This window comes from Streptomyces sp. NPDC058701, assembly GCF_042715295.1.
Lineage (GTDB): Bacteria > Actinomycetota > Actinomycetes > Streptomycetales > Streptomycetaceae > Streptomyces.
This window is the reverse complement of sequence record NZ_JBHXSY010000006.1, coordinates 190,224-210,446: the sequence shown is the minus strand read 5'-3', so window position 1 is coordinate 210,446 and position 20,223 is coordinate 190,224. Positions and strand designations below refer to the sequence as shown.

Sequence of the window (20,223 nt, the reverse complement as noted above, 5' to 3'; positions counted from 1 at the left end):
GGGCGCACGGACGAAGAAGGGCGCCCCCGTTGTGGTCCGGGAGCGCCCTCTGCGTGCGTGTGAAGGGGCCCTGGCACCGCTCCTGCGGGCCGTCTCAGGCGTTCTTGATGCGGTTGGTGAGCTCCGTGACCTGGTTGTAGATGGAGCGCCGCTCGGCCATCAGGGCCCGGATCTTGCGGTCCGCGTGCATGACGGTGGTGTGGTCGCGGCCGCCGAACTGCGCCCCGATCTTGGGCAGGGAGAGGTCGGTGAGCTCCCGGCACAGGTACATGGCGATCTGCCGGGCGGTCACCAGGACCCGGCTGCGGGACGACCCGCAGAGGTCGTCCACCGTCAGCCCGAAGTAGTCCGCGGTGGCCGCCATGATGTCCGAGGCGGTGATCTCGGGCGCGCTGTCCTCGCCGCCCGGGATCAGGTTCTTGAGGACGTCCTCGGTGAGGCCGAGGTCGACCGGCTGCCGGTTCAGGCTCGCGAAGGCCGTGACCCGGATGAGCGCGCCTTCCAGCTCTCGGATGTTGCGCGAGATCCGTGAGGCGATGAACTCCAGTACCTCCGGCGGGGCGTTGAGCTGTTCCTGGACGGCCTTCTTGCGCAGGATCGCGATACGGGTCTCCAGCTCGGGCGGCTGGACGTCGGTGATCAGGCCCCACTCGAAGCGGTTGCGGAGCCGGTCCTCCAGGGTGACCAGCTGCTTGGGCGGCCGGTCGGAGGACAGCACGATCTGCTTGTTGGCGTTGTGCAGCGTGTTGAAGGTGTGGAAGAACTCCTCCTGCGTCGACTCCTTGCTCGCGAGGAACTGGATGTCGTCGACCAGCAGGATGTCCATCTCCCGGTACCGCTTGCGGAAGGCGTCGCCCTTGCCGTCACGGATGGAGTTGATGAACTCGTTGGTGAACTCCTCGGAGCTCACGTACCGCACGCGGGTCCCCGGGTACAGGCTCCGCGCGTAGTGCCCGATGGCGTGCAGCAGGTGCGTCTTGCCGAGGCCCGACTCCCCGTAGATGAAGAGGGGGTTGTACGCCTTGGCGGGGGCCTCGGCGACGGCCACCGCGGCGGCGTGCGCGAAGCGGTTGGAGGCGCCGATGACGAAGGTGTCGAACAGGTACTTGGGGTTCAACCGGGCGGTCGGCTCCAGCGGGCCCGAGGTCGAGCCGCCGGACGGGGCCGGCGCCGAGGGCCGGCCCTGGGGCTGGCGCGGCGCCGGCTGCTCGTACTGCTGCTGCTCGTATTGATGGGACTGCCGCGACTGCTGGGGCTCGTACGGGGACTGCTCGTACTTCTGCTGCTCGTACGAGCCCTGGTCGTAGCCGGAGGGCTCGGACTGCTGGAGGTACCCCGGCTGCGGGGAGGCGTACGGGTCGCGCTCCGGGAAACCGCCGAGGCGCGGCTGCTGCCAGCCGTAGTCGTCCTGCTGTCCGCCCCGCGGCCAGGAACCGGGCTCGGGGCGGGGCTGCTGGTAGTCCGGGTAGGCGGGGCGGGCGCTGGGGAGCTGGTCGTCCGGGCCACCGCCGGAGCGCTGGCCGCCGTACGGCTCGTAGCCGTCGCGCTGCTGGGAGGACTGGGCGGGGGGAGCGGGCTCGCCCGCGGAGTCGTCCACGGTGATGGCGATCCGGATGGGGCGCCCGCACTCCCGGCTCAGCGCGTCACTGATGAGCGGCGCGAGCCGGCCTTCGAGGACGCGCTTGCCCCATTCGTTGGGGACGGCGAGCAGCGCGGTGTCGGCGACGAGGGCCAGGGGCTGACAGCGCTCGACCCACTGCTTGTCCTTGGGCTCGATACCCGGCTGTCCCTCCCCGAGGAGCTTTTCGAGCACCCTTGGCCACACTGCGGCAAGATCGGCAGGTACGTCAGCCACAGAGCACGCTCTCTCACGGGGGTCCCACGAATGTGTGGTTCTTTGGGACGGTCGGGACAAAAAATGAGGGGTCAGTCAACGGTAGTCAGGGCGACGGGTACGGTTCAAGTCGTTGTCCACAGCCTGTGCACAGTGTGGGGCACCGTCGGCTCGGTTTGACCGGATGGCGTAGCCGCGCGTACCGTAACGAGGTCGAGTTGTCGATGGCTGCTGCCGCCTGCCTACCGATGGGCGAAGATCACCGAACGTGATCGATTGCGGTGCCACTCGGGCGAACACGCGAGTTGTTTCCTCGTGGGCGCACGGTGACAGCCAGGCGATGTCCCGCCACAACGATTCATTCTCTGGAGCCCCCGAGTGAGCAAGCGCACCTTCCAGCCGAACAACCGCCGTCGTGCCAAGACCCACGGCTTCCGTCTCCGGATGCGTACCCGTGCCGGTCGCGCGATCCTGGCGAACCGCCGTGGCAAGGGCCGCGCCGCCCTTTCCGCGTAACCAACAGACGCAGGTCGTGACGTCGTGCTGTCTCCCGAAAATCGGCTGAGGCGGCGCGAGGACTTCGCGAGCGCGGTACGTCGAGGACGTCGGGCCGGTCGCCCTCTCCTCGTCGTCCACCTACGTACAAGCGGTGCAACGGACCCGCACGAGCCGGGGGAGATCGATCCCTCGACGCGTGCGGGTTTCGTCGTCAGCAAGGCCGTGGGCAACGCCGTCGTCCGTAACCGGGTCAAGCGCCGTTTGCGCCATCTCGTCCGCGAGCGGCTGTCCCAGCTGCCCGCCGGTAGCCTGGTGGTGGTACGCGCGCTGCCCGGATCGGGCGACGCCGGCCCCGACGAACTGGCCCGGGACCTGGATGCCGCACTGACGCGGCTCCTGGGAGGCGTCGCTCGATGAAGTACCCGCTGCTCGCTTTGATCAAGCTGTACCAGTGGACGATCAGTCCGCTGCTCGGCCCGGTGTGCCGGTACTACCCCTCGTGTTCGCACTACGGGTACGCGGCCATCGACCGGCATGGTGCGGTGAAGGGGACGGTCCTGACCGCCTGGCGGATCCTGCGGTGCAATCCGTGGTCCCCGGGCGGCGTGGACCACGTCCCACCCCGTAAACGCCCGCGTTGGCACGAGCAGCTGCGCAGTGCGTTGCGTAGATCTCGCAATGCTCAAGGAGCCTGATTAGTGGACACGATTGCCGGTCTGTTCAGCTTTATCACCACACCCGTCTCGTGGATCATCGTCCAGTTCCACAGCGTCTATGGCGCGGTCTTCGGACCGGACAGTGGGTGGGCCTGGGGCCTGTCCATCGTGTCCCTGGTGATCCTGATCCGTATCTGCCTGATCCCGCTCTTCGTGAAGCAGATCAAGGCGACGCGTGGCATGCAGGCGCTCCAGCCGAAGATGAAGGCGATCCAGGAGCGCTACAAGAACGACAAGCAGCGTCAGTCCGAAGAGATGATGAAGCTGTACAAGGAGACGGGTACCAACCCGCTCTCCTCGTGCCTTCCCATCCTGGCGCAGTCCCCGTTCTTCTTCGCCCTCTACCACGTGCTCGCCAGCATCGCCAACGGCGAGACCATCGGCGTCATCAACCAGTCGCTGCTGGAGAGCGCCCGTCAGGCACACATCTTCGGCGCCCCGCTGGCCTCCAAGTTCACGGACTCCGCGGAAGATGTCGCGAAGCTCGGCGCTTCGATCACCGACGTGCGCATCGTGACCGCCGTCATGATCGTCCTGATGTCGCTGTCGCAGTTCTACACGCAGCGCCAGCTGATGCAGAAGAACGTCGACCTGTCGGTCAAGACGCCGTTCATGCAGCAGCAGAAGATGCTGATGTACATCTTCCCGCTGATCTTCGCGGTCATGGGCGTCAACTTCCCCGTCGGTGTCCTCGTCTACTGGCTCACGACGAACGTCTGGACCATGGGTCAGCAGATGTACGTGATCAACCAGAACCCGACGCCGGGCAGCATGGCGCAGGACCAGTACCTGACCCGTCTGCTGAAGCACATCAGCGCGAACGGCAACGTCAAGGGCCGGAGCAAGAAGAAGATCGTTGCGGGGATCGTGGCCAAGGGCCCGGACCGCAACGACAACGAGCGCAAGTTCATCAACGCGCTGACGAAGCAGGGTCTGGCCGCTCAGGCCGATGGTTCTGTGTCCAAGAGCGTCGAGGCCACGGCAGACTCTGACGCGGCGAGCGGTGGTGCCGCCAAGCGGCAGCAGCCGAAGCGCCAGTCGAAGTCGCAGCGCCAGACGCCCACCAAGCCCTCTCCCAAGAAGTAAGAAGGAGTCCCTCCCGTGACGGAAGGCACCACCACCGCCGCCGCTGAGGGTGGCGACACCCTCACTCGCCTCGAGCAGGAGGGCGAGATCGCGGCCGACTACCTCGAGGGTCTGCTCGACATCGCCGACCTCGACGGGGACATCGACATGGACGTCGAGGCCGACCGGGCCGCGGTGTCGATCGTCAGTGACTCGGCCACTCGCGACCTGCAGAAGCTCGTCGGCCACGAGGGTGAGGTCCTGGAGGCTCTGCAGGAGCTGACGCGCCTTGCCGTGCACCGGGAGACCGGGGACCGCAGCCGGCTGATGCTGGACATCGACGGGTTCCGCGCGAAGAAGCGCGAGGAGCTGACGGCAGCGGGCGCTCAGGCCGCGGCGGACGTGAAGGCGTCCGGCGAGCCCCTGAAGCTGGCGCCCATGACCCCGTTCGAGCGGAAGGTCGTCCACGACGCGGTGGCGGCCGCGGGCCTGCGCAGCGAGTCCGAGGGCGAAGAGCCGCAGCGCTTCGTCGTGGTACTCCCCGCCTGACCTGTCGCGTGAGTGTTCGGCCCCGTCTGTGTCGCAGGCGGGGCCGATGTTTGTCAGCCTGGCAAGTGAACAACGCACCATCGTGAAGACGTGGTCTTCAGAACCATGCGGTACGGAAGGACGGTCCCCGTGACGGAGGCAGCTGAGCTTCCCCCGGCGCCTGAAGAGGCGCGCGCGGTGTTCGGTGAGTTTTTCCCGGAAGCTGTGCGCTACGCGGAGCTGCTGGCCGATGCGGGAGTCAAGCGGGGCCTGATCGGGCCCCGCGAGGTGCCGCGGCTGTGGGAGCGGCACCTGTTGAACTGCGCTGTGCTGTCGGAAGTGGTGCCGCAGAACGTCACCGTGTGCGACGTGGGCTCGGGCGCCGGGCTCCCCGGCATTCCCCTGGCCCTGGTGCGGCGCGATCTCAAGATCACGCTGCTCGAACCGCTGCTGCGCCGGACGACCTTCCTCCAGGAGGCCGTGGAGCTGCTCGGCCTCGACCACGTCACGGTGGTGCGCGGGCGGGCCGAGGAGGTCCTTGGCAAGCTGCAGCCGGTGCACGTGGTGACGGCGCGCGCGGTCGCCCCGCTGGACCGGCTGGCCGGCTGGGGCGTGCCCCTGCTGCGTCCCTACGGGGAGATGCTGGCGCTCAAGGGCGGCACCGCCGACGAGGAGCTGGTGGCGGCGAAGGTCGCGCTGGCGAAGCTCGGTGTGGTGAAGACCTCGGTGCTCCAGGTGGGCGAGGGCGTCGTGGATCCGCTGTCCACGGTGGTCCGCGTCGAGGTCGGAGAGAGCCCCGGTGGGGTGAGGTTCGCGGCCAAGCGGGCTAAGGCGGCGCGGGCGGGACGGGTCCGCCGTCGCCGTTGATCCTGCTGCTCCAGGAGCATAGGTGGGAGATTTGGCCTGTGTTGAGCCCTATAGGTATGGATTTCGGAGTGTCGTAGCGGCCTGAAGACTCCGTCCGGGCATCGTGTTTCACGTGAAACGTCGCTCTCTGCTGCACGGAATCATCAGCCGCGGTCGGGCGGCTGCGGCCCCTCGCCCCCGCAAGGACGCGAGGGGGACGGAGTTGTCCACAACGGTGGATTCATCCACAGGAGTACGGGCCCCGCTGGTTCGCGACCCGGGTGACATGGCAGGCTCTGTGCATCGCGAGCCTGATGTCGAGGAGAGTGACACCGTGCGGTCCGACGCCAACCTCGCGGGGCCGATGGCCGATCCGGTCCCCGGTCCCCGCTCTGAATCGGCGGGGGAGGATGTTTCACGTGAAACATCGCCTCCGCCCCTTGTAGACAACGACACCCCCATCGGCCGATCCGCCCAGCTGGCCGTCGAGGCGCTGGGGCGCGCCGGAGAGGGGCTTCCCCGCCCGGATCAGACCCGGATCATCGTGGTCGCCAACCAGAAGGGCGGGGTGGGCAAGACCACCACGACCGTGAACCTGGCGGCCTCGCTGGCACTGCACGGCGCGCGGGTCCTGGTGGTCGACCTCGACCCGCAGGGCAACGCGTCCACGGCGCTGGGCATCGATCACCACGCCGATGTGCCGTCGATCTACGACGTGCTCGTCGACAGCCGGCCGCTTCTCGAAGTGGTCCAGCCGGTGGCTGACGTGGAGGGCCTGTTCTGCGCCCCGGCCACGATCGATCTGGCGGGCGCCGAGATCGAGCTGGTATCGCTCGTGGCGCGGGAGAGCCGGCTCCAGCGGGCGATCCAGGCGTACGAGCAGCCGCTCGACTACATCCTGATCGACTGCCCGCCCTCGCTGGGGCTACTCACCGTGAACGCACTCGTGGCGGGTGCGGAGGTATTGATCCCGATCCAGTGCGAGTACTACGCGCTGGAGGGGCTCGGCCAGCTGCTGCGCAACGTCGACCTGGTGCGCGCGCACCTGAACCCGACGCTGCACGTCTCGACCATCCTGCTCACGATGTACGACGGCAGGACCCGGCTGGCCTCGCAGGTGGCGGAGGAGGTGCGCACCCACTTCGGCAAGGAGGTGCTGCGCACCAGCATCCCGCGGTCGGTGCGCATCTCCGAGGCGCCGAGCTACGGACAGACGGTTCTCACGTACGACCCGGGTTCCAGCGGTTCCCTCTCCTACCTGGAGGCGGCGCGAGAGATCGCGTATCGCGGGGTCGGAATGCACTACGACGCCCGGCACGCCCATCTGGGCGCGGGCACGAACAGCACGCAGAGTATGGCGGAGGGGATCCAGTGAGTGAGCGACGTAGGGGTCTGGGGCGGGGACTCGGTGCGCTGATCCCCGCAGCCCCGCAAGAGAAGACACCGCCGGTGATCGGCGCCGGATCGACGTCCCCGTCGGCGGTTCCGGTGCTGACCTCGGAGCGCGGGGTCGCGGCGGCGAAGCTCGCCGCGCTGACGCAGGCCGATGTTTCACGTGAAACATCGCTCGTCGTCGTTCCGTCAGAGCCGGATCCGGTGGTGGCCGAGGCCAATGTGGTGGCGGGGGCGACGTTCGCGGAGCTTCCGATGGACGCCATCACGCCGAATCCCCGGCAGCCGCGTGACGTGTTCGACGAGGACGCCCTCGCCGAGCTGGTGACCTCCATCCAGGAGGTGGGTCTGCTCCAGCCGGTGGTCGTCAGGCAGGCCGCCTCCGGTCGCTACGAACTGATCATGGGGGAGCGCCGCTGGCGGGCCTGCCGCGAGGCCGGGCTGGAGAGCATTCCGGCGATCATCCGTGCCACGGACGACGAAAAGCTGCTTCTGGACGCCCTGCTGGAAAACCTGCACCGTGCGCAGCTGAACCCCCTGGAAGAGGCTGCGGCGTACGACCAGCTGCTCCGGGACTTCAACTGCACGCATGACCAGCTGGCCGACCGGATCGGGCGGTCCCGTCCGCAGGTGTCCAACACCCTGCGGCTGCTGAGGCTGTCGCCGTCGGTGCAGCGCCGGGTGGCCGCGGGCGTCCTGTCGGCGGGTCACGCGCGGGCCCTGCTGTCGGTGGACGACTCCGAAGTGCAGGACCGGCTGGCGCACCGGATCGTGGCCGAGGGTCTTTCGGTGCGGGCGGTCGAGGAGATCGTGACGCTGATGGCGTCGGAGCCCTCCAGCTCGGTCAAGCCGAAGGGGCCGCGGGCCGGCGCCCGGGTGGCTCCGGCGCTCAACGAGCTGGCGACGCGCCTGTCGGACCGGTTCGAGACGCGGGTGAAGGTGGACCTGGGTCAGAAGAAGGGGAAGATCACCGTCGAGTTCGCCTCGATGGAGGATCTGGAGCGGATTCTCGGGACGCTCGCCCCCGGCGAAGGCCGGGTACTGGAGCAGGGGCCGTCCGGGGAGTAACCCCAGGCCTACAGGGGCGGATCGCACTGGTGACAACCGGTGTGGTCCGCCCCTTCGCCGTGTGCCGCCCCGGGGCGGCGGCCCGTCGAAAAAGGGGGGCCAGTGGATACGATGCGCTCATGGGTCGTCGGCTGGTACCGCTCACGCTGGACAACCTCCCGGACCTGCCGCGGCGTTGCCGCTCCTGCGTGTTCTGGGAGCTGGATCCGGTCAGTGGTGAGGCCGCCGTGAAGGCGGGCACCGCGGAGTCGGAGAAGGAGGCGTGGATCTCGGCCGTCCTCCTGGAGTGGGGTTCGTGTGGACGCGTGGTCTACGTGGACGACGTTCCGGTGGGATTCGTGCTGTACGCGCCCCCGGCATACGTGCCCCGGGCCACCGCGTTCCCGACCAGCCCCGTCTCGCCCGACGCCGTACAGCTGATCACCTCGTGGATCATGCCGGGGTATCAGGGCCAGGGACTGGGCCGCGTGATGGTCCAGACGGTGGCGAAGGATCTGCTGCGCCGTGGGTTCCGGGCGATCGAGGCCTTCGGGGACGTCCGTTGGGAGGGCCCGGCGTGTCTGCTGCCGGCGGAGCATCTGCTCGCGGTGGGCTTCAAGACCGTACGGCCCCACCCGGTGCACCCGCGGTTGCGGCTGGAGCTGCGCTCCACGCTGTCGTGGAAGGAAGACGTGGAGATGGCGCTGGACCGGCTGCTGGGCGGGGCGCGCAAGGAGCCGGCCCTGCGTCCGCTGTGATCCGGGGAAGCGAAACGGGGCCGCCCCTGGGGCGGCCCCGTTTCACGTGAAACACCGTTGCCGTCGGGCCGTCCCGACGCGGACGGCTTCGACTCAGACGGCCTTGACCTCGACGAAGTCGGCGAGGTCACGCAGGATGGCGGCCTTCGGCTTGGCGCCGACGATGGTCTTGGCGACCTCGCCACCCTGGTACACGTTGAGCGTGGGGATGGACATGACGCCGTACTTGGCAGCCGTGGCCGGGTTCTCGTCGATGTTCAGCTTGACGATCTCGATCTGGTCGCCGTACTCGGCGGCGATGGCCTCGAGGGACGGGGCGATCTGACGGCACGGTCCGCACCACGCGGCCCAGAAGTCCACCAGTACGGGCTTGTCGCTCCTGAGGACCTCGGCGTCGAAGTCAGCGTCGGTCACGTTCTTGAGGGTGCCGGCCACAGCGGCCTCCTTGTTCTTCCTGCGGGGTGTGGGGTGGGGACTGTAAGGGTGTCAGACCGTTGCGTGGGCCTTCTCGGCGTCCGCGAGGGCAGCGAGGAAGCGCTCGGCGTCGAGAGCGGCCGAGCAGCCGGTTCCCGCAGCGGTGATGGCCTGACGGTACGTGTGGTCCACGACGTCGCCCGCGCCGAAGACGCCGGTGACGTTGGTCCGCGTGGACGGGGCGGCGACCTTGAGGTAGCCCTCGTCGTCGAGCTCCAGCTGGTCCTTGAAGAGCTCGGTGCGCGGGTCGTGGCCGACAGCGATGAAGAGGCCGGTCACGGGCAGCTCGGAGGTCTCACCGGTCTTGGTGTTGCGCAGGGTGAGGCCGGAGAGCTTCTGCTCACCGTGGATCTCGGCGACCTCGCTGTCCCAGGCGAACGTGATCTTCGGGTCGGCGAAGGCGCGATCCTGCATGGCCTTGGAGGCGCGCAGGCTGTCGCGGCGGTGCACGATGGTGACGGACTTGGCGAACCGGGAGAGGAAGGTCGCTTCCTCGATCGCGGTGTCGCCGCCGCCGACGACGGCGATGTCGTGGTCCTTGAAGAAGAACCCGTCGCACGTGGCGCACCAGGACACGCCGCGTCCGGACAGGGCATCCTCGTTGGGAAGGCCGAGCTTGCGGTGCTGCGAGCCGGTGGTGACGATGACGGCCTTGGCGCGGTGCACGGTGCCGGCGGTGTCGGTGACGGTCTTGATCTCACCCGTGAGGTCCACGGACACGATGTCGTCGGACACCAGCTCGGCGCCGAACCGCTCTGCCTGGCCTCGCATGTTGTCCATCAGGTCCGGACCCATGATGCCGTCCTGGAATCCGGGGAAGTTCTCCACCTCGGTGGTGTTCATCAGGGCGCCACCCGCGGTGACCGCGCCTTCGAAGACCAGGGGCTTGAGCGAAGCGCGTGCGGTGTACAGGGCGGCCGTGTAACCGGCCGGCCCGGAGCCGATGATGATCACGTTTCGAACGTCGCTCACGGGTTTCTTCCTCGTCTCTGCGGACTGCTTGTTGCCTACCGGGGGCCGGTGCGGACTCTCACCCCACCCAACGGATCCTACGGCGCGCGCATTCCCCGGCTGTCCGCCGCGATCCGGCGGGGTCAGCTTCGCGGGTGGGTGCTCGACAGCAGGAGCTTCCCGGGGGCGTCCGCACCGGTGGACTCGCAGGAGGTTTCCACGAGATAGGCGTCGACCCGGGACGCGTCGCCGGGGTGCGGAAGAACCAAGAGGTAGACCGGGGCGCCCCGGTAGCTGCCGCGCGCGGCGGCGAGCGGGGTGTCGGGGCGCCCGGTCCCGTTCTGGACGCAGGAGGGGACGGCGGGGGCCGCACGGTCGCCGCCTTCGGCGACTCCGGGCGCCGGAGACATGTTCTCCATGCCGAAGGTGTTGTTCTGCTCCTGTGGGGCCGTCTTGGCGCCGGGACCGGAGGCCAGCAGCTCGCGGACGTCGTCCTGGAGGCCTTGGGCTGTGAAGATCCCGTCCCCAGCCGTGGGCGGGGCCGCGGAGGACGCGGCGTCGCCGCGGGCGGTGGCGTTCTGGGCGGGGGCGCCAGAGAGGTCGGTGAAGAGGAAGACCCCGAGGGCGCAGGCGGCGGCTCCGGCCAGGCCCGTGATGACGGCGATCCGGCGGCGGGCGCGGCGCCGACCGGGGCCGCTTGGGCCGACCGGGTGACCGGAGGGCCGACGGACGTCGCTTCCGGTGGTCGAGCCGGACGCTGTTCCACGTGAAACATCCGGGGCCGCGGTGTCGCTCCGGGGCGCGGCCAAGGAGGACGCGGGGTGCTGGGCGGCGTCCAGGAGCGCTTCGGCGGCGATGGCCGCGTCGATGCGTCCGGCGACGTCCACGGGCATGCGGGCAGGGCCCGGAAGGGTGCCCAGCAGGCCGCGGATCTCGTCCAGGGAGGCACGGACGTCCGCGCACAGGGCGCAGTCGCCGAGATGGCGGCGGACCTCGGTGGTGCGGGCGGGCGAGAGGAGCCCCTCGGCCAGGTCGGAGATCTCCGAGACGTCCGGGTGCCTGGTCGTGCCGCTCGTGGGGCTCACGGTCGTCCACCTCCGCCCTTCACAGCGTCTGGGTCTGGATGCCTGGGTTCTGCCGACGGTGTGACGGAGGGGCCCGGCGTCCGGTTCCCTCCCCGGCCGGAGACGGTGTTATCCCCGGCATTCGCGCGCAGATGAGTGAGGAGCGGGGCCAGTTTGGCCCGCCCCCGCGCGCACCGGCTCTTGACCGTCCCGGTGGGCACGCCGAGGATGTGGGCGGCCTCGGCGACGGGGTACCCCTGCATGTCCACGAGGACCAGCGCGGCCCGCTGCTCGGCCGGCAGGGTGCCCAGGGCCGCCAGGAGCTGCCGGTGGAGGTCTTGGCGCTCCGCGGGGGCCTCGGCGGACTCGTGGGGCTCCAGGAGCCGCTCCAGGCGGTCCGTGTCGTCCAGGGGCGCGGTCTTGCGGGAGGCGGCCTTGCGCGCGCGGTCGAGGCAGGCGTTCACGGTGATGCGGTGCAGCCAGGTGGTGACGGCCGATTCCCCGCGGAAGGTGTGGGCGGCCCGGTATGCGGAGACGAGGGCGTCCTGCACCGCGTCGGCGGCCTCCTCGCGGTCGCCGAGGGTGCGCAGGGCGACGGCCCACAGGCGGTCCCGGTGGCGTCGTACGAGTTCGCCGAAGGCTTCGGGGTCGCCGGCCACGTGGCGGGCGAGCAGGTCCTGGTCGGTGCCCGAGCGGGGGTCGTCAGCCGGGGACGTCATGATTCCCCTCCCTGGTCGGATCCGTGCAGGTATTGAATCGGGTTTGCCGCAGAAAGTAAACGACGAGAATCGGGCATTCCAGTCACCCTGGACGGTGCTTCTGCCGTTGCCGATCGAGGGGAATGGATTTCCGTGCCCTGGCGGTGCCGTTGCGCTGCGCGGTGCTTCCGGGGAATTCTCGGGGGCTCCCCGCGCCTGCTGGTGTGCGGCACTCGGCACCTGGCACCCGGCCGCCCGTGCTGTCCGGCCAGGCCCGTCGAGTCGAGTGGCCGAGGGTCGACGCGTATTCCCGAGCGAGCACGACCGCATTCCGGGGCTGTGGAAATCGGGCTCCCCTGGCCCCGGAATGCGTTTGCGGCTTTCTCTGCCACTAGGAATTGTGCGAGAACGAGACGTTCGTGACGGCCTGCTTGTAGCCGGACCCGCTGAATTCATGCGCGCCGGACTTCGGCATGGCAGTGATCCACAGGACCACGTAGCGCGTGATGACCGGCTTCTCCGTGGCGAGGTCGAGCTGCTTGCCGGAGGTCTTGCCGGTAACGATCTTCTGCATGGAGCCGACGGGCGTCGCGGACGACGTGCTGTTGGTCGCGTACAGGGTGGCGGTGGTGTGGTCGCCGCCGTACTTGAACGCTATCGACGCGGCGTTGACCTGCTGCTCGGAGCCCAGGTCGTAGACGATGCCGACGCCCGCCTTGAAGGAGGGGTCCATGTCGGGACCGTCGCTGTACACCTTGGTCCGCCAGTACGACGCGGGATCGGTGTCGTAGCTGTTCGCGACGTCCTCGGCGTTCTGCGCCGTTCCGTCCGGGTAGTACTCGAGGGCGCCCTTGATGGGGACCTTGACCGGCTCGGGCTTCGGGTCGTCACCGGTCTTGGCGGGCTCGTCCTGCGTCGTGCCGTTGTCGCTCTGGCTCCGGTGGTCCAGGAGCGTGTCGGCGAGCTGCCAGCTGCCCAGGCCCAGTGCGGCGATCAGCAGGGCGGCGACGCCCCACTTGAGCGCCCGTCCGGTGCGGCTCTGCAGCGGGGGCGGCGGGACGACCACGACCGACGGTGCCGTGGGGGTGCCGGGGGGCGTGGGACGGCCGTAGCTGCCCTGCTGATAGGTCGTGTGCTGGTACTCGGGCGGAGCGGTGAAGGTGGGCTCCGGCGGCCTGATGCGGGGCATCGCGGCGACGGCCTTGGCCAGCTCCTCCGGGGTCGTGAAGGCGGGCTCCTGACGGGAGGCGGTCGCGCCGTCGTTGGCGAGCGCGCGCATGGCGAGCTCGCCCAGGCTGCGGTGTACCCCGGCGCGTACCTGGTCGGGTGCGATCAGGCCCACGCCCTTGGGCAGGCCGGTGAGCCCGTAGGCATCGTTCTCGTACGGCCAGCGCTGGGTCAGGGCGGCGTACAGGAGGGCGCCGATGGCTTCGGTGTCGGCGCGCTGCGGGGTTTCGCTGGTGATGCCGCGCAGAGCGGCGTTCACGGCGAGGCCGCGGATGCGGTACTGGCCCGAGGAGGTACGCAGTATCGCGCTGGGCGTCAGCCGCAGGTGGGCGAGGCCCTCGCGGTGCGCGGCGGTCATCGCCTGGGAGATCTGGCTGACGAGCTGGTAGGCCTCGTGGGCCTCCAGCGGGCCGGCGGCCAGGAGCGCGGTCAGCTCGGTGGCGTCGGGCAGCCACTCGTGTACGACGTAGACGAGGTCGTTCTCCTCCACGGCGTCGAGGACCTGTACGAACCGGGGGTCGCCGAGGAGGGCCGAGGAGCGGGCCGCCGCCAGCACGGAGCGGGCCCGCGGGTGGTCGGCGGGCAGCAGGTGCACGCCCACGGCCCGGCGCAGCTTCTCGTCCATCGCACGCCAGCTGCTGAATCCGTCCACACGGGTGACGCATTCCTCGAGGCGGTAGCGTCTGGCGAGCTTGTGGCCGCTGTGGAGTTCGGGGGCGGCCGCGGGGGCCGCGCCGATCCGTTCGCCGTCCTTTTCGAGCACGGGCCCGTCCGCGGCTCGTCCGTTCTGGGTGTCCACCCCGTCGGCCGTGGCCTTGGCCGCATCTGCGGCCAGCGGCTCATCGCCGCTGTTGTCGGCCACGCCGACGGCAGCCGTGCTACGTTCCGCCACCGTCGGTTCCGCCTCCCCATCCGTTGCGCGCTGTAGGCCAGTCTGCGAAGCCATGCCAATTGTGCCCACAGTCCGACGCTATGCACGACACGCGATGGGGCCCGACGGTTGTGCGCATCAGCGCCCCAAACGTCCGCGGACCATTCCGACCATCGCGTTGAGCTCTTCGATCCTCATCCGCTTGGCGGCGATGAGGAACACCGCCGCCAAGGCGATTCCGCCGGCGACGAGGGCGGCGGCGGAGCCGGCCACTCCGCTGCCGAGCCACTGGGTGATCCCGTACGCGGCGGCTCCCGCCACCGCGGCGGCCGGGACGCACGCCCCGGTCAGGCGGGCGTAGGTGCGCATCACATGGGCGCCGTCGAGGTCACCGCCGAGCCGGTTGCGCAGCCGGCGCCAGGCGACGCCGACGCCGACGGCGTAGCCGAGGCCGTAGGCGGCGGCCATGCCGACGACGGCCCAGCGCGCGGGCAGGAGGAAGAAGGAGGCCGCGGAGCCCGCCGCGTTGACGGCGGCGACGATGACCGTGTTGTAGAAGGGCGTCCGGGTGTCCTCGTAGGCGTAGAAGCCGCGCAGGACGACGTACTGGACGGAGTACGGGATCAGTCCGAGGCCGAAGGCCATCAGGACGTAGCCGATGTTCTGGGCGCCGGAGCCGGAGCCGGCGTAGAGCAGGGTCGCCATCGGGACGCCGAGGGCGAGAAACGCGAAGGCACAGGGCACGATCGCGACGGCGGAGGTGCGCAGCCCGTACGAGATGTCGTCACGGACGGCCGCGGCGTCCCCGTCGTGGGCCGAGCGGGAGATCCGGGGGAGGACGGCCGTCATGACGGAGACGGTGATGATGGCCTGCGGCATCTGCCAGAGCAGCAGCGCGTAGTTGTAGGCGGTGATGCCCGTACCGGGGTGGCCCTGCTTCTCGGCGACCGAACCGGCCCACGTGGCGAGCTGGGTGACGACGACGAGGCCGACCTGGTTGGCGAGGACGAAGAAGAACGTCCACTTGGCCAGGCGGGCGGCCTTGCCCAGGCCGTGGCCCTTCCAGTCGAAGCGCAGGCGCGGGGCGAAGCCGGCGTCGCGCAGGTAGGGCAGCATCGCGAGGGCCTGGACGGTCAGACCCAGCAGGGTGCCCAGGCCCAGCAGACGGACGCCGTCCGCGGTGACGGTGGTGGCGTTGACGCCGGAGGTGGTGAAGCCGCCGAACGCCCAGATGAAGGCACCGAAGGTGGCGATGACGACGATGTTGTTGAGGACCGGGGTCCACATCATCGCGCCGAACCGGCCCCGGGCGTTCAGGATCTGACCGAGGACCACGTGGACGCCCATGAAGAACATGGTGGGCAGGCAGTAGCGGGCGAAGGCGACCGCGACGTCCATCTGCTGGGGGTCGGAGGCGATCTTCGGCGACATCATCGTGATGAACACCGGGGCGGCCAGCACGCAGACGGTGGTGATCGCGGCGAGCAGCACCACGACGAGCGTGAGCAGCCGGTTGGCGTACGCCTGTCCGCCGTCGCTGTCGTTCTTCATGGCCCGGACGAGCTGGGGGATGAAGACGGCGTTGAGCGCACCGCCCCCGACCAGCACGTAGATCATCGTGGGCAGCGTGTTGGCGATCTGGTACGTGTCGTTGAAGGTGCCGACGCCGATGGCACCGGCGATGACCAGGGTCCGCAGGAAGCCGGTGATGCGGGAGACGATCGTGCCGGCGGCCATCAGTGCGCTGGACTTGAGCAGGCTGGATGTCCGACCGGCCGGTTTGGCCGGTGCCGGGGCCGCCACCGGGGCGTCCTCCGCCGGGGTGCGGGGCGCCGCCTCCTGGTCCCGGTACAGGTGCGCGAAGGCGTCCGGTGCGGGCTGCTCGTCCGAGGCATTGGTCACGAGGGAGTCCACGCCGACGAACTGGGTGGTCGTGGAGCGGTCCCCGTACGGCAGGTGTCTCGACGGGCCGTCCGGCTCGGGCGGCGGAGTCTGGGCCCAAACGCGCGGGTCGGGGGAGTACGGGGGTGCGGACGGGGCCGCGTAGAGCGGGCCCGGCTCCTGGTAGGTGCCGGGCGGCGGCGGGGGGTGCGAGGCCCGGTCGTAGAGGACCTCGGCGACGGGGTCCTGGGCCGACAGGTCCTGCGACCGGTACGGGTCGTAGTCGTAGGCTCCCTGGACATACGGGTCGTGGTCCGGTGCGGGCGCGGGCGCGGGAACCTGCCCGGGCACCGGGGTGCCCGGGGCAGTGCCCTGGCTGGGCGCGGGCCCGCCAGTGCCCTGCGCGCGGTCACCGTCGTACGGCGCGTTCATCGAAACCCCACCTCATCGTCCCCAGGCCGACCGGCCACGGCGTCGCTCAACGGTCCACTGTCTCACCCGTGCCGGACGCGTCGGTGCTTTGCGGTCCGGTGTCCGTGGACTCGTCACTCGGCTGCGTGCTCTCCTCGGCGGCCGCGCGCGCCGCGACGCGCTTGCGGCTGGCGTACATCTTGATGCCCGCCAAGACGAGGAGGAGCACACCGCCGGCGATGACCAGCATGACGGTGGGGGTGATTTCGGTGGCCTCGACGGTGAAGGTGCGTGCCTTGCCGTAGGGGACGCCGTCTTCGGTGAAGAGCTGTGCGGTGACCTCGACCGGGCCGCTCGCCGTGGCGTTCGCGGTGAACTTTACGGTCTGGCTGTGCCCGCCCTGGACGGTGACCTCCTGTTCGCTGTCGCTGAACATCAGGCGGGTCGGGTTCGCCGACTTCACCCGCAGGACGAGGTTGTGCACATCCTGGACGAGGCTGTTCTGGACGCTGACCGGGATGGTGGCGCTGTGACCGGACAGGGTGGCGTCGGACTTGGGAATGACCTTGACCTTCTCCGTCAGGCCGATCAGATAGTCCTGTACCTGGTCCCGGTAGACCTTGGCCTCCTCCGGACGCCCGCGCCAGGAGGTGGACATCTCCCGGTTGGTGGCGTTGCCGAAAGGGATCTCCACGCGGTCGGGCGCGGCGAGGATGACCTTGAAGTGGTCGAGGGTGTTCTGCGTGGTGCGGATCTTCTCGAACGCCGCCACCGGCAGTTCCTGTTTGCGCAGTGCCTCGGGGTACTCCCCCGCTCCGGGTACCTGGGTGGCGGCGCCGGGGTCGGGCTTGGCCGCGGCCGCGGACTCGAGGTCGCCGGGCTGGGTCCAGCGGCCCGCCTGGAGGCTGCGCAGAGCGGTGGCCATCGAGTTCGCCTGGCTGGCGGACGGCATGCGCTGCGGGGCGACGACGAAGCTGCGCTGCTCGTCGGTCTTCTGCAGGTTGAGGGCGAGGCTCTGGGCGAGGAACCGCTGCACGGCGAGCGTGGAGTTCTCGGCGCGCAGCATGTCGCCCTCGAAGGCGGTGGAGAGCTCCTCGTCCGCCACGACCGCCGTGGTGCCCGCGCCGATGGGCCGGGCGGCCGAGGGCGTGTAGCCGAGGGCCCCGGTCTCCGTGAGGCTGTCGCTCCGGGTCAGGACGTTGTGGGCGCCGGCCGAGGTGGCGACGTTGACGATCGAGGGGTCGATGGCGCCGTTCACGGGCCAGGAGAAATCGGTGGAGGCCGGGACGTGCAGGACGGTCTCGACCGCGTCCTTCGCCTTGTCGGTGGCGGGCCGGAGCTGGCCCAGGGTCCCCGAGACGTCCTTGCCCTGGTGTGCGAGGGAGGCGAGGTCGGGGTCGGCGAAGGGCAGCGCGACGACCTTCTTGCCCTGCACCGCGGCTTCCAGCGAGCTCAGCCACTGTTCGGCGACGGCCTTCTTCCTGCCCTGGACGATCTTCCCGTCGGGACCGCGGACCCGGTAGCCCTTGGTCATCGCGTCGACCGTGAAGAGCAGGTCGGGGTCGATCACCCAGGTGACGGGGAGGTCCTTGCCCAGAGTGATCATCTGGCCCAGGCGGCCGCTGGGCTCAAGCTCCTGGGCGAGCGAGTCGTCGAGGAAGACCGGGGTCTGCAGTTCGTCGGAGCCGGTCTCCGCGGTCACCCGGGTGTGGGCGATCAGCGGCCACGCGAAGGTGAGGCTGGAGCGCTTGGCGGCGGCGTCCGGCTGCCAGGGGAGGAAGGTCCGCTTGATGCCGAGGACCTGTTCGGAGGGCCGCCGGTCGGTCGCCCCGGACAGCGAGACGCCGAGCTGGTACACGCCGTCCTTGTCCAGCTCCAGCTTGTTCACCGGGACCGAGAGGGTGAAGTCCTGGCCGGCCTTCGGGGGCAGTGAGGGGATCTTCGCGGCGTAGGCCGGGTCGATCTCGCCCGGGTCCGTGCCGGCCCGGAAACCGGTGCGGTCCGCCACGTCGTCGATGGAGGCCCGGTCCGCCAGAGCGGGACCGACCCGCAGCCCGACGTGGGCGTCGGTGATCGTGTCGGAGCCGTTGTTGACCACGGTGCCGGAGATGGTGAGGGTGTCGCCCTTGACCGGGGCCGCGGGAGCCATGGACGTCAGCTGGACGTCGACCGAGGGTCCGGGGGCAGCCTGGGCCTCGGGGGCGGGAGAGTAGATCAGAGCGGCCAGCACGGGCGTTCCCGCGAGCAGGACCACCGCCCGTCGCATCCACCGGCGCCGGACAGGGGCGGGGGACGCCCCCTTGATCTCTGCCGCCTCGGCCACGCGCTAGCCCGTTCCTCGAAGTGTCAGTGGTCGTCGTCTGTGCGTCCACTGATGGTAACGAGACCCGCTGTGCGCGAGTGCCGCGTCTTGCTCCACATGATCGGCTCCGCCCCGGGGCGGTTGCGTACCGGGGTGGCAACAAAACGGGGAAGCCCGGACCGGGCAGGCCACGTACCCTTTTCTGTTGTGCCGAATGCCAACGAAGACAGCCCCAGTGCCCTGAGTCAGGTGCAGCGCCGCGCGGTGAGCGAACTGCTGCGGATCGCCCCTGTCGCCGACGATCTCGGCCGCCGTTTCCAGCAGGCGGGCTTCCGCCTCGCCCTGGTCGGCGGGTCCGTCCGCGACGCGCTGCTGGAGCGTCTCGGCAACGATCTCGACTTCACCACCGACGCCCGCCCCGAGGACGTGCTGAAGATCGTCCGACCGTGGGCCGACTCCGTGTGGGACGTCGGCATCGCCTTCGGCACCGTCGGATCGCAGAAGGACGGCTTCCAGATCGAGGTGACCACCTACCGCTCGGAGGCGTACGACCGTACCTCCCGCAAGCCGGAGGTCTCCTACGGCGACTCCATCGAGGAAGACCTGGTCAGGCGGGACTTCACGGTCAACGCCATGGCCCTGGCCCTGCCGGAACAGGAGTTCATCGACCCGCACGGCGGTTTGGAGGACCTGGCCGCGGAAATCCTCCGTACGCCCGGCACGCCCGAGGACTCCTTCTCCGACGATCCGCTGCGCATGCTGCGGGCGGCCCGGTTCGCGGCGCAGCTGGACTTCGAGGTGGCCCCGGAGGTCGTGGCCGCGATGAAGGCCATGTCCGACCGGATCGAGATCGTCTCCGCGGAGCGGGTGCAGGGAGAGCTGAACAAGCTCGTCCTCTCCGCCCATCCGCGCAAGGGGCTGGGCCTGCTCGTGGACACCGGGCTGGCGGACCGGGTGCTTCCCGAGCTGCCCGCGCTGCGGCTGGAGAGTGACGAACACCACCGGCACAAGGACGTCTACGACCACTCCCTGATCGTGCTGGAGCAGGCGATCGCGCTGGAGGAGGACGGTCCCGACCTGGTGCTGCGGCTCGCGGCCCTGCTGCATGACATCGGCAAGCCGCGCACCCGCCGTTTCGAGAGCGACGGCCGGGTCTCCTTCCACCACCACGAGGTGGTGGGCGCGAAGATGACCAAGAAGCGCCTCACCGCGCTGAAGTACTCCAACGACATGATCAAGGACGTGTCCCGCCTGGTGGAGCTGCACCTGCGCTTCCACGGCTACGGGGACGGGGAGTGGACCGACTCGGCGGTGCGGCGCTACGTCCGTGACGCGGGCCCGCTGCTGGAGCGTCTCCACAAGCTGACCCGGTCCGACTGCACCACGCGGAACAAGCGCAAGGCCAACGCCCTGTCCCGGACCTACGACGGGCTGGAGGAGCGCATCGCGCAGCTCCAGGACCAGGAGGAGCTGGACTCGATCCGCCCCGACCTGGACGGCAACGAGATCATGCGGGTGCTGGACGTCGGGCCCGGCCCCGTCATCGGCCGGGCGTACGCGTTCCTGCTGGAGCTGCGCCTGGAGAACGGGCCGATGGAGCGGGAGGCGGCCGTCGCCGCGCTCAAGGAGTGGTGGGCCTCGCAGGACTGAGGCAGGAGGG

The 20,223-nt window shown here is 69.8% G+C and carries 18 protein-coding genes; 10 read left to right on the top strand and 8 right to left on the bottom strand.

Annotation, left to right across the window (positions count from 1 at the left end):
* Positions 1 to 94: 94 nt before the first annotated feature.
* Positions 95 to 1,855 carry a chromosomal replication initiator protein DnaA gene (gene dnaA, locus ACFWW8_RS08845; RefSeq protein ID WP_386525548.1) on the bottom strand — a complete coding sequence of 587 codons (1,761 nt, stop codon included), beginning with the start codon at positions 1,853 to 1,855 and terminating at the stop codon, positions 95 to 97.
* Between the two features lie 357 nt (positions 1,856 to 2,212).
* Here dnaA and rpmH point away from each other — a divergent pair, with 357 nt between their 5' ends.
* The 9 genes from rpmH (at position 2,213) to ACFWW8_RS08800 (ending at position 8,684) form a co-directional block, all read left to right on the top strand.
* Positions 2,213 to 2,350 (top strand): 50S ribosomal protein L34, encoded by a 138-nt coding sequence (gene rpmH, locus ACFWW8_RS08840; RefSeq protein ID WP_008741645.1) that lies wholly within the window; start codon positions 2,213 to 2,215, stop codon positions 2,348 to 2,350.
* A 24-nt stretch (positions 2,351 to 2,374) separates the two neighbouring features.
* Complete coding sequence (gene rnpA, locus ACFWW8_RS08835) at positions 2,375 to 2,749, top strand: ribonuclease P protein component (RefSeq protein ID WP_383915954.1); 375 nt, start codon at positions 2,375 to 2,377, stop codon at positions 2,747 to 2,749.
* Positions 2,746 to 3,027 (top strand): membrane protein insertion efficiency factor YidD, encoded by a 282-nt coding sequence (yidD, locus tag ACFWW8_RS08830; protein ID WP_078904056.1) that lies wholly within the window; start codon positions 2,746 to 2,748, stop codon positions 3,025 to 3,027. The genes rnpA and yidD overlap by 4 nt, the downstream gene beginning before the upstream one ends.
* A 3-nt stretch (positions 3,028 to 3,030) precedes the next feature.
* Positions 3,031 to 4,134 (top strand): membrane protein insertase YidC, encoded by a 1,104-nt coding sequence (yidC, locus tag ACFWW8_RS08825; protein WP_386525544.1) that lies wholly within the window; start codon positions 3,031 to 3,033, stop codon positions 4,132 to 4,134.
* 15 nt (positions 4,135 to 4,149) lie between these two features.
* Positions 4,150 to 4,662: a protein jag gene (locus ACFWW8_RS08820; protein WP_386525541.1), complete on the top strand. Its 513-nt coding sequence runs from the start codon at positions 4,150 to 4,152 to the stop codon at positions 4,660 to 4,662.
* 105 nt (positions 4,663 to 4,767) lie between these two features.
* Positions 4,768 to 5,508, top strand: a complete 741-nt coding sequence (gene rsmG / locus ACFWW8_RS08815; protein WP_386525761.1) for a 16S rRNA (guanine(527)-N(7))-methyltransferase RsmG — start codon at positions 4,768 to 4,770, stop codon at positions 5,506 to 5,508.
* A gap of 265 nt (positions 5,509 to 5,773) precedes the next feature.
* Positions 5,774 to 6,862, top strand: coding sequence for a ParA family protein (locus ACFWW8_RS08810; protein ID WP_386525538.1), 1,089 nt, complete (start codon positions 5,774 to 5,776; stop codon positions 6,860 to 6,862).
* On the top strand, positions 6,859 to 7,947 hold the full coding sequence (locus ACFWW8_RS08805) for a ParB/RepB/Spo0J family partition protein (RefSeq protein ID WP_386525537.1): 1,089 nt from the start codon (positions 6,859 to 6,861) through the stop codon (positions 7,945 to 7,947). Before ACFWW8_RS08810 ends, ACFWW8_RS08805 begins: the two co-directional genes overlap by 4 nt.
* Before the next feature lie 119 nt (positions 7,948 to 8,066).
* Positions 8,067 to 8,684 carry a GNAT family N-acetyltransferase gene (locus tag ACFWW8_RS08800; RefSeq protein WP_386525534.1) on the top strand — a complete coding sequence of 206 codons (618 nt, stop codon included), beginning with the start codon at positions 8,067 to 8,069 and terminating at the stop codon, positions 8,682 to 8,684.
* Between the two features lie 93 nt (positions 8,685 to 8,777).
* On the opposite strand, the gene trxA is transcribed toward ACFWW8_RS08800, so the two are convergent.
* From trxA to ACFWW8_RS08765, 7 genes are all read right to left on the bottom strand, one after another.
* Positions 8,778 to 9,119, bottom strand: coding sequence for a thioredoxin (gene trxA / locus ACFWW8_RS08795; protein WP_386525531.1), 342 nt, complete (start codon positions 9,117 to 9,119; stop codon positions 8,778 to 8,780).
* 51 nt (positions 9,120 to 9,170) lie between these two features.
* Complete coding sequence (trxB, locus tag ACFWW8_RS08790; RefSeq protein WP_386525529.1) at positions 9,171 to 10,130, bottom strand: thioredoxin-disulfide reductase; 960 nt, start codon at positions 10,128 to 10,130, stop codon at positions 9,171 to 9,173.
* Positions 10,131 to 10,252: 122 nt separating this feature from the next.
* On the bottom strand, positions 10,253 to 11,194 hold the full coding sequence (locus tag ACFWW8_RS08785) for a hypothetical protein (RefSeq protein ID WP_386525527.1): 942 nt from the start codon (positions 11,192 to 11,194) through the stop codon (positions 10,253 to 10,255).
* Positions 11,191 to 11,892, bottom strand: coding sequence for an RNA polymerase sigma factor SigM (gene sigM, locus ACFWW8_RS08780; RefSeq protein ID WP_386525525.1), 702 nt, complete (start codon positions 11,890 to 11,892; stop codon positions 11,191 to 11,193). The genes ACFWW8_RS08785 and sigM overlap by 4 nt, the downstream gene beginning before the upstream one ends.
* 370 nt (positions 11,893 to 12,262) lie before the next feature.
* Positions 12,263 to 13,990 carry a protein kinase family protein gene (locus ACFWW8_RS08775; protein ID WP_386525522.1) on the bottom strand — a complete coding sequence of 576 codons (1,728 nt, stop codon included), beginning with the start codon at positions 13,988 to 13,990 and terminating at the stop codon, positions 12,263 to 12,265.
* 117 nt (positions 13,991 to 14,107) lie between these two features.
* On the bottom strand, positions 14,108 to 16,282 hold the full coding sequence (gene murJ, locus ACFWW8_RS08770; RefSeq protein WP_386525519.1) for a murein biosynthesis integral membrane protein MurJ: 2,175 nt from the start codon (positions 16,280 to 16,282) through the stop codon (positions 14,108 to 14,110).
* 46 nt (positions 16,283 to 16,328) lie between these two features.
* A complete protein-coding gene (locus ACFWW8_RS08765; RefSeq protein ID WP_386525516.1) occupies positions 16,329 to 18,584 on the bottom strand; it encodes a DUF6049 family protein in 2,256 nt (751 codons plus the stop codon).
* Positions 18,585 to 18,770: 186 nt separating this feature from the next.
* Here ACFWW8_RS08765 and ACFWW8_RS08760 point away from each other — a divergent pair, with 186 nt between their 5' ends.
* Positions 18,771 to 20,213 carry a CCA tRNA nucleotidyltransferase gene (locus ACFWW8_RS08760; protein ID WP_386525513.1) on the top strand — a complete coding sequence of 481 codons (1,443 nt, stop codon included), beginning with the start codon at positions 18,771 to 18,773 and terminating at the stop codon, positions 20,211 to 20,213.
* The last annotated feature ends 10 nt before the right edge of the window (positions 20,214 to 20,223 follow it).

Excerpts from the sequence above, each read along its gene's own strand:
- yidD (WP_078904056.1), top strand. The coding sequence starts at position 2,746 with ATGAAGTACCCGCTGCTCGCTTTGATCAAGCTGTACCAGTGGACGATC.
- rsmG (WP_386525761.1), top strand. The coding sequence starts at position 4,768 with ATGCGGTACGGAAGGACGGTCCCCGTGACGGAGGCAGCTGAGCTTCCC.
- ACFWW8_RS08810 (WP_386525538.1), top strand. The coding sequence starts at position 5,774 with ATGGCAGGCTCTGTGCATCGCGAGCCTGATGTCGAGGAGAGTGACACC.
- ACFWW8_RS08800 (WP_386525534.1), top strand. The coding sequence starts at position 8,067 with ATGGGTCGTCGGCTGGTACCGCTCACGCTGGACAACCTCCCGGACCTG.
- sigM (WP_386525525.1), bottom strand. The coding sequence starts at position 11,892 with ATGACGTCCCCGGCTGACGACCCCCGCTCGGGCACCGACCAGGACCTG.
- murJ (WP_386525519.1), bottom strand. The coding sequence starts at position 16,282 with ATGAACGCGCCGTACGACGGTGACCGCGCGCAGGGCACTGGCGGGCCC.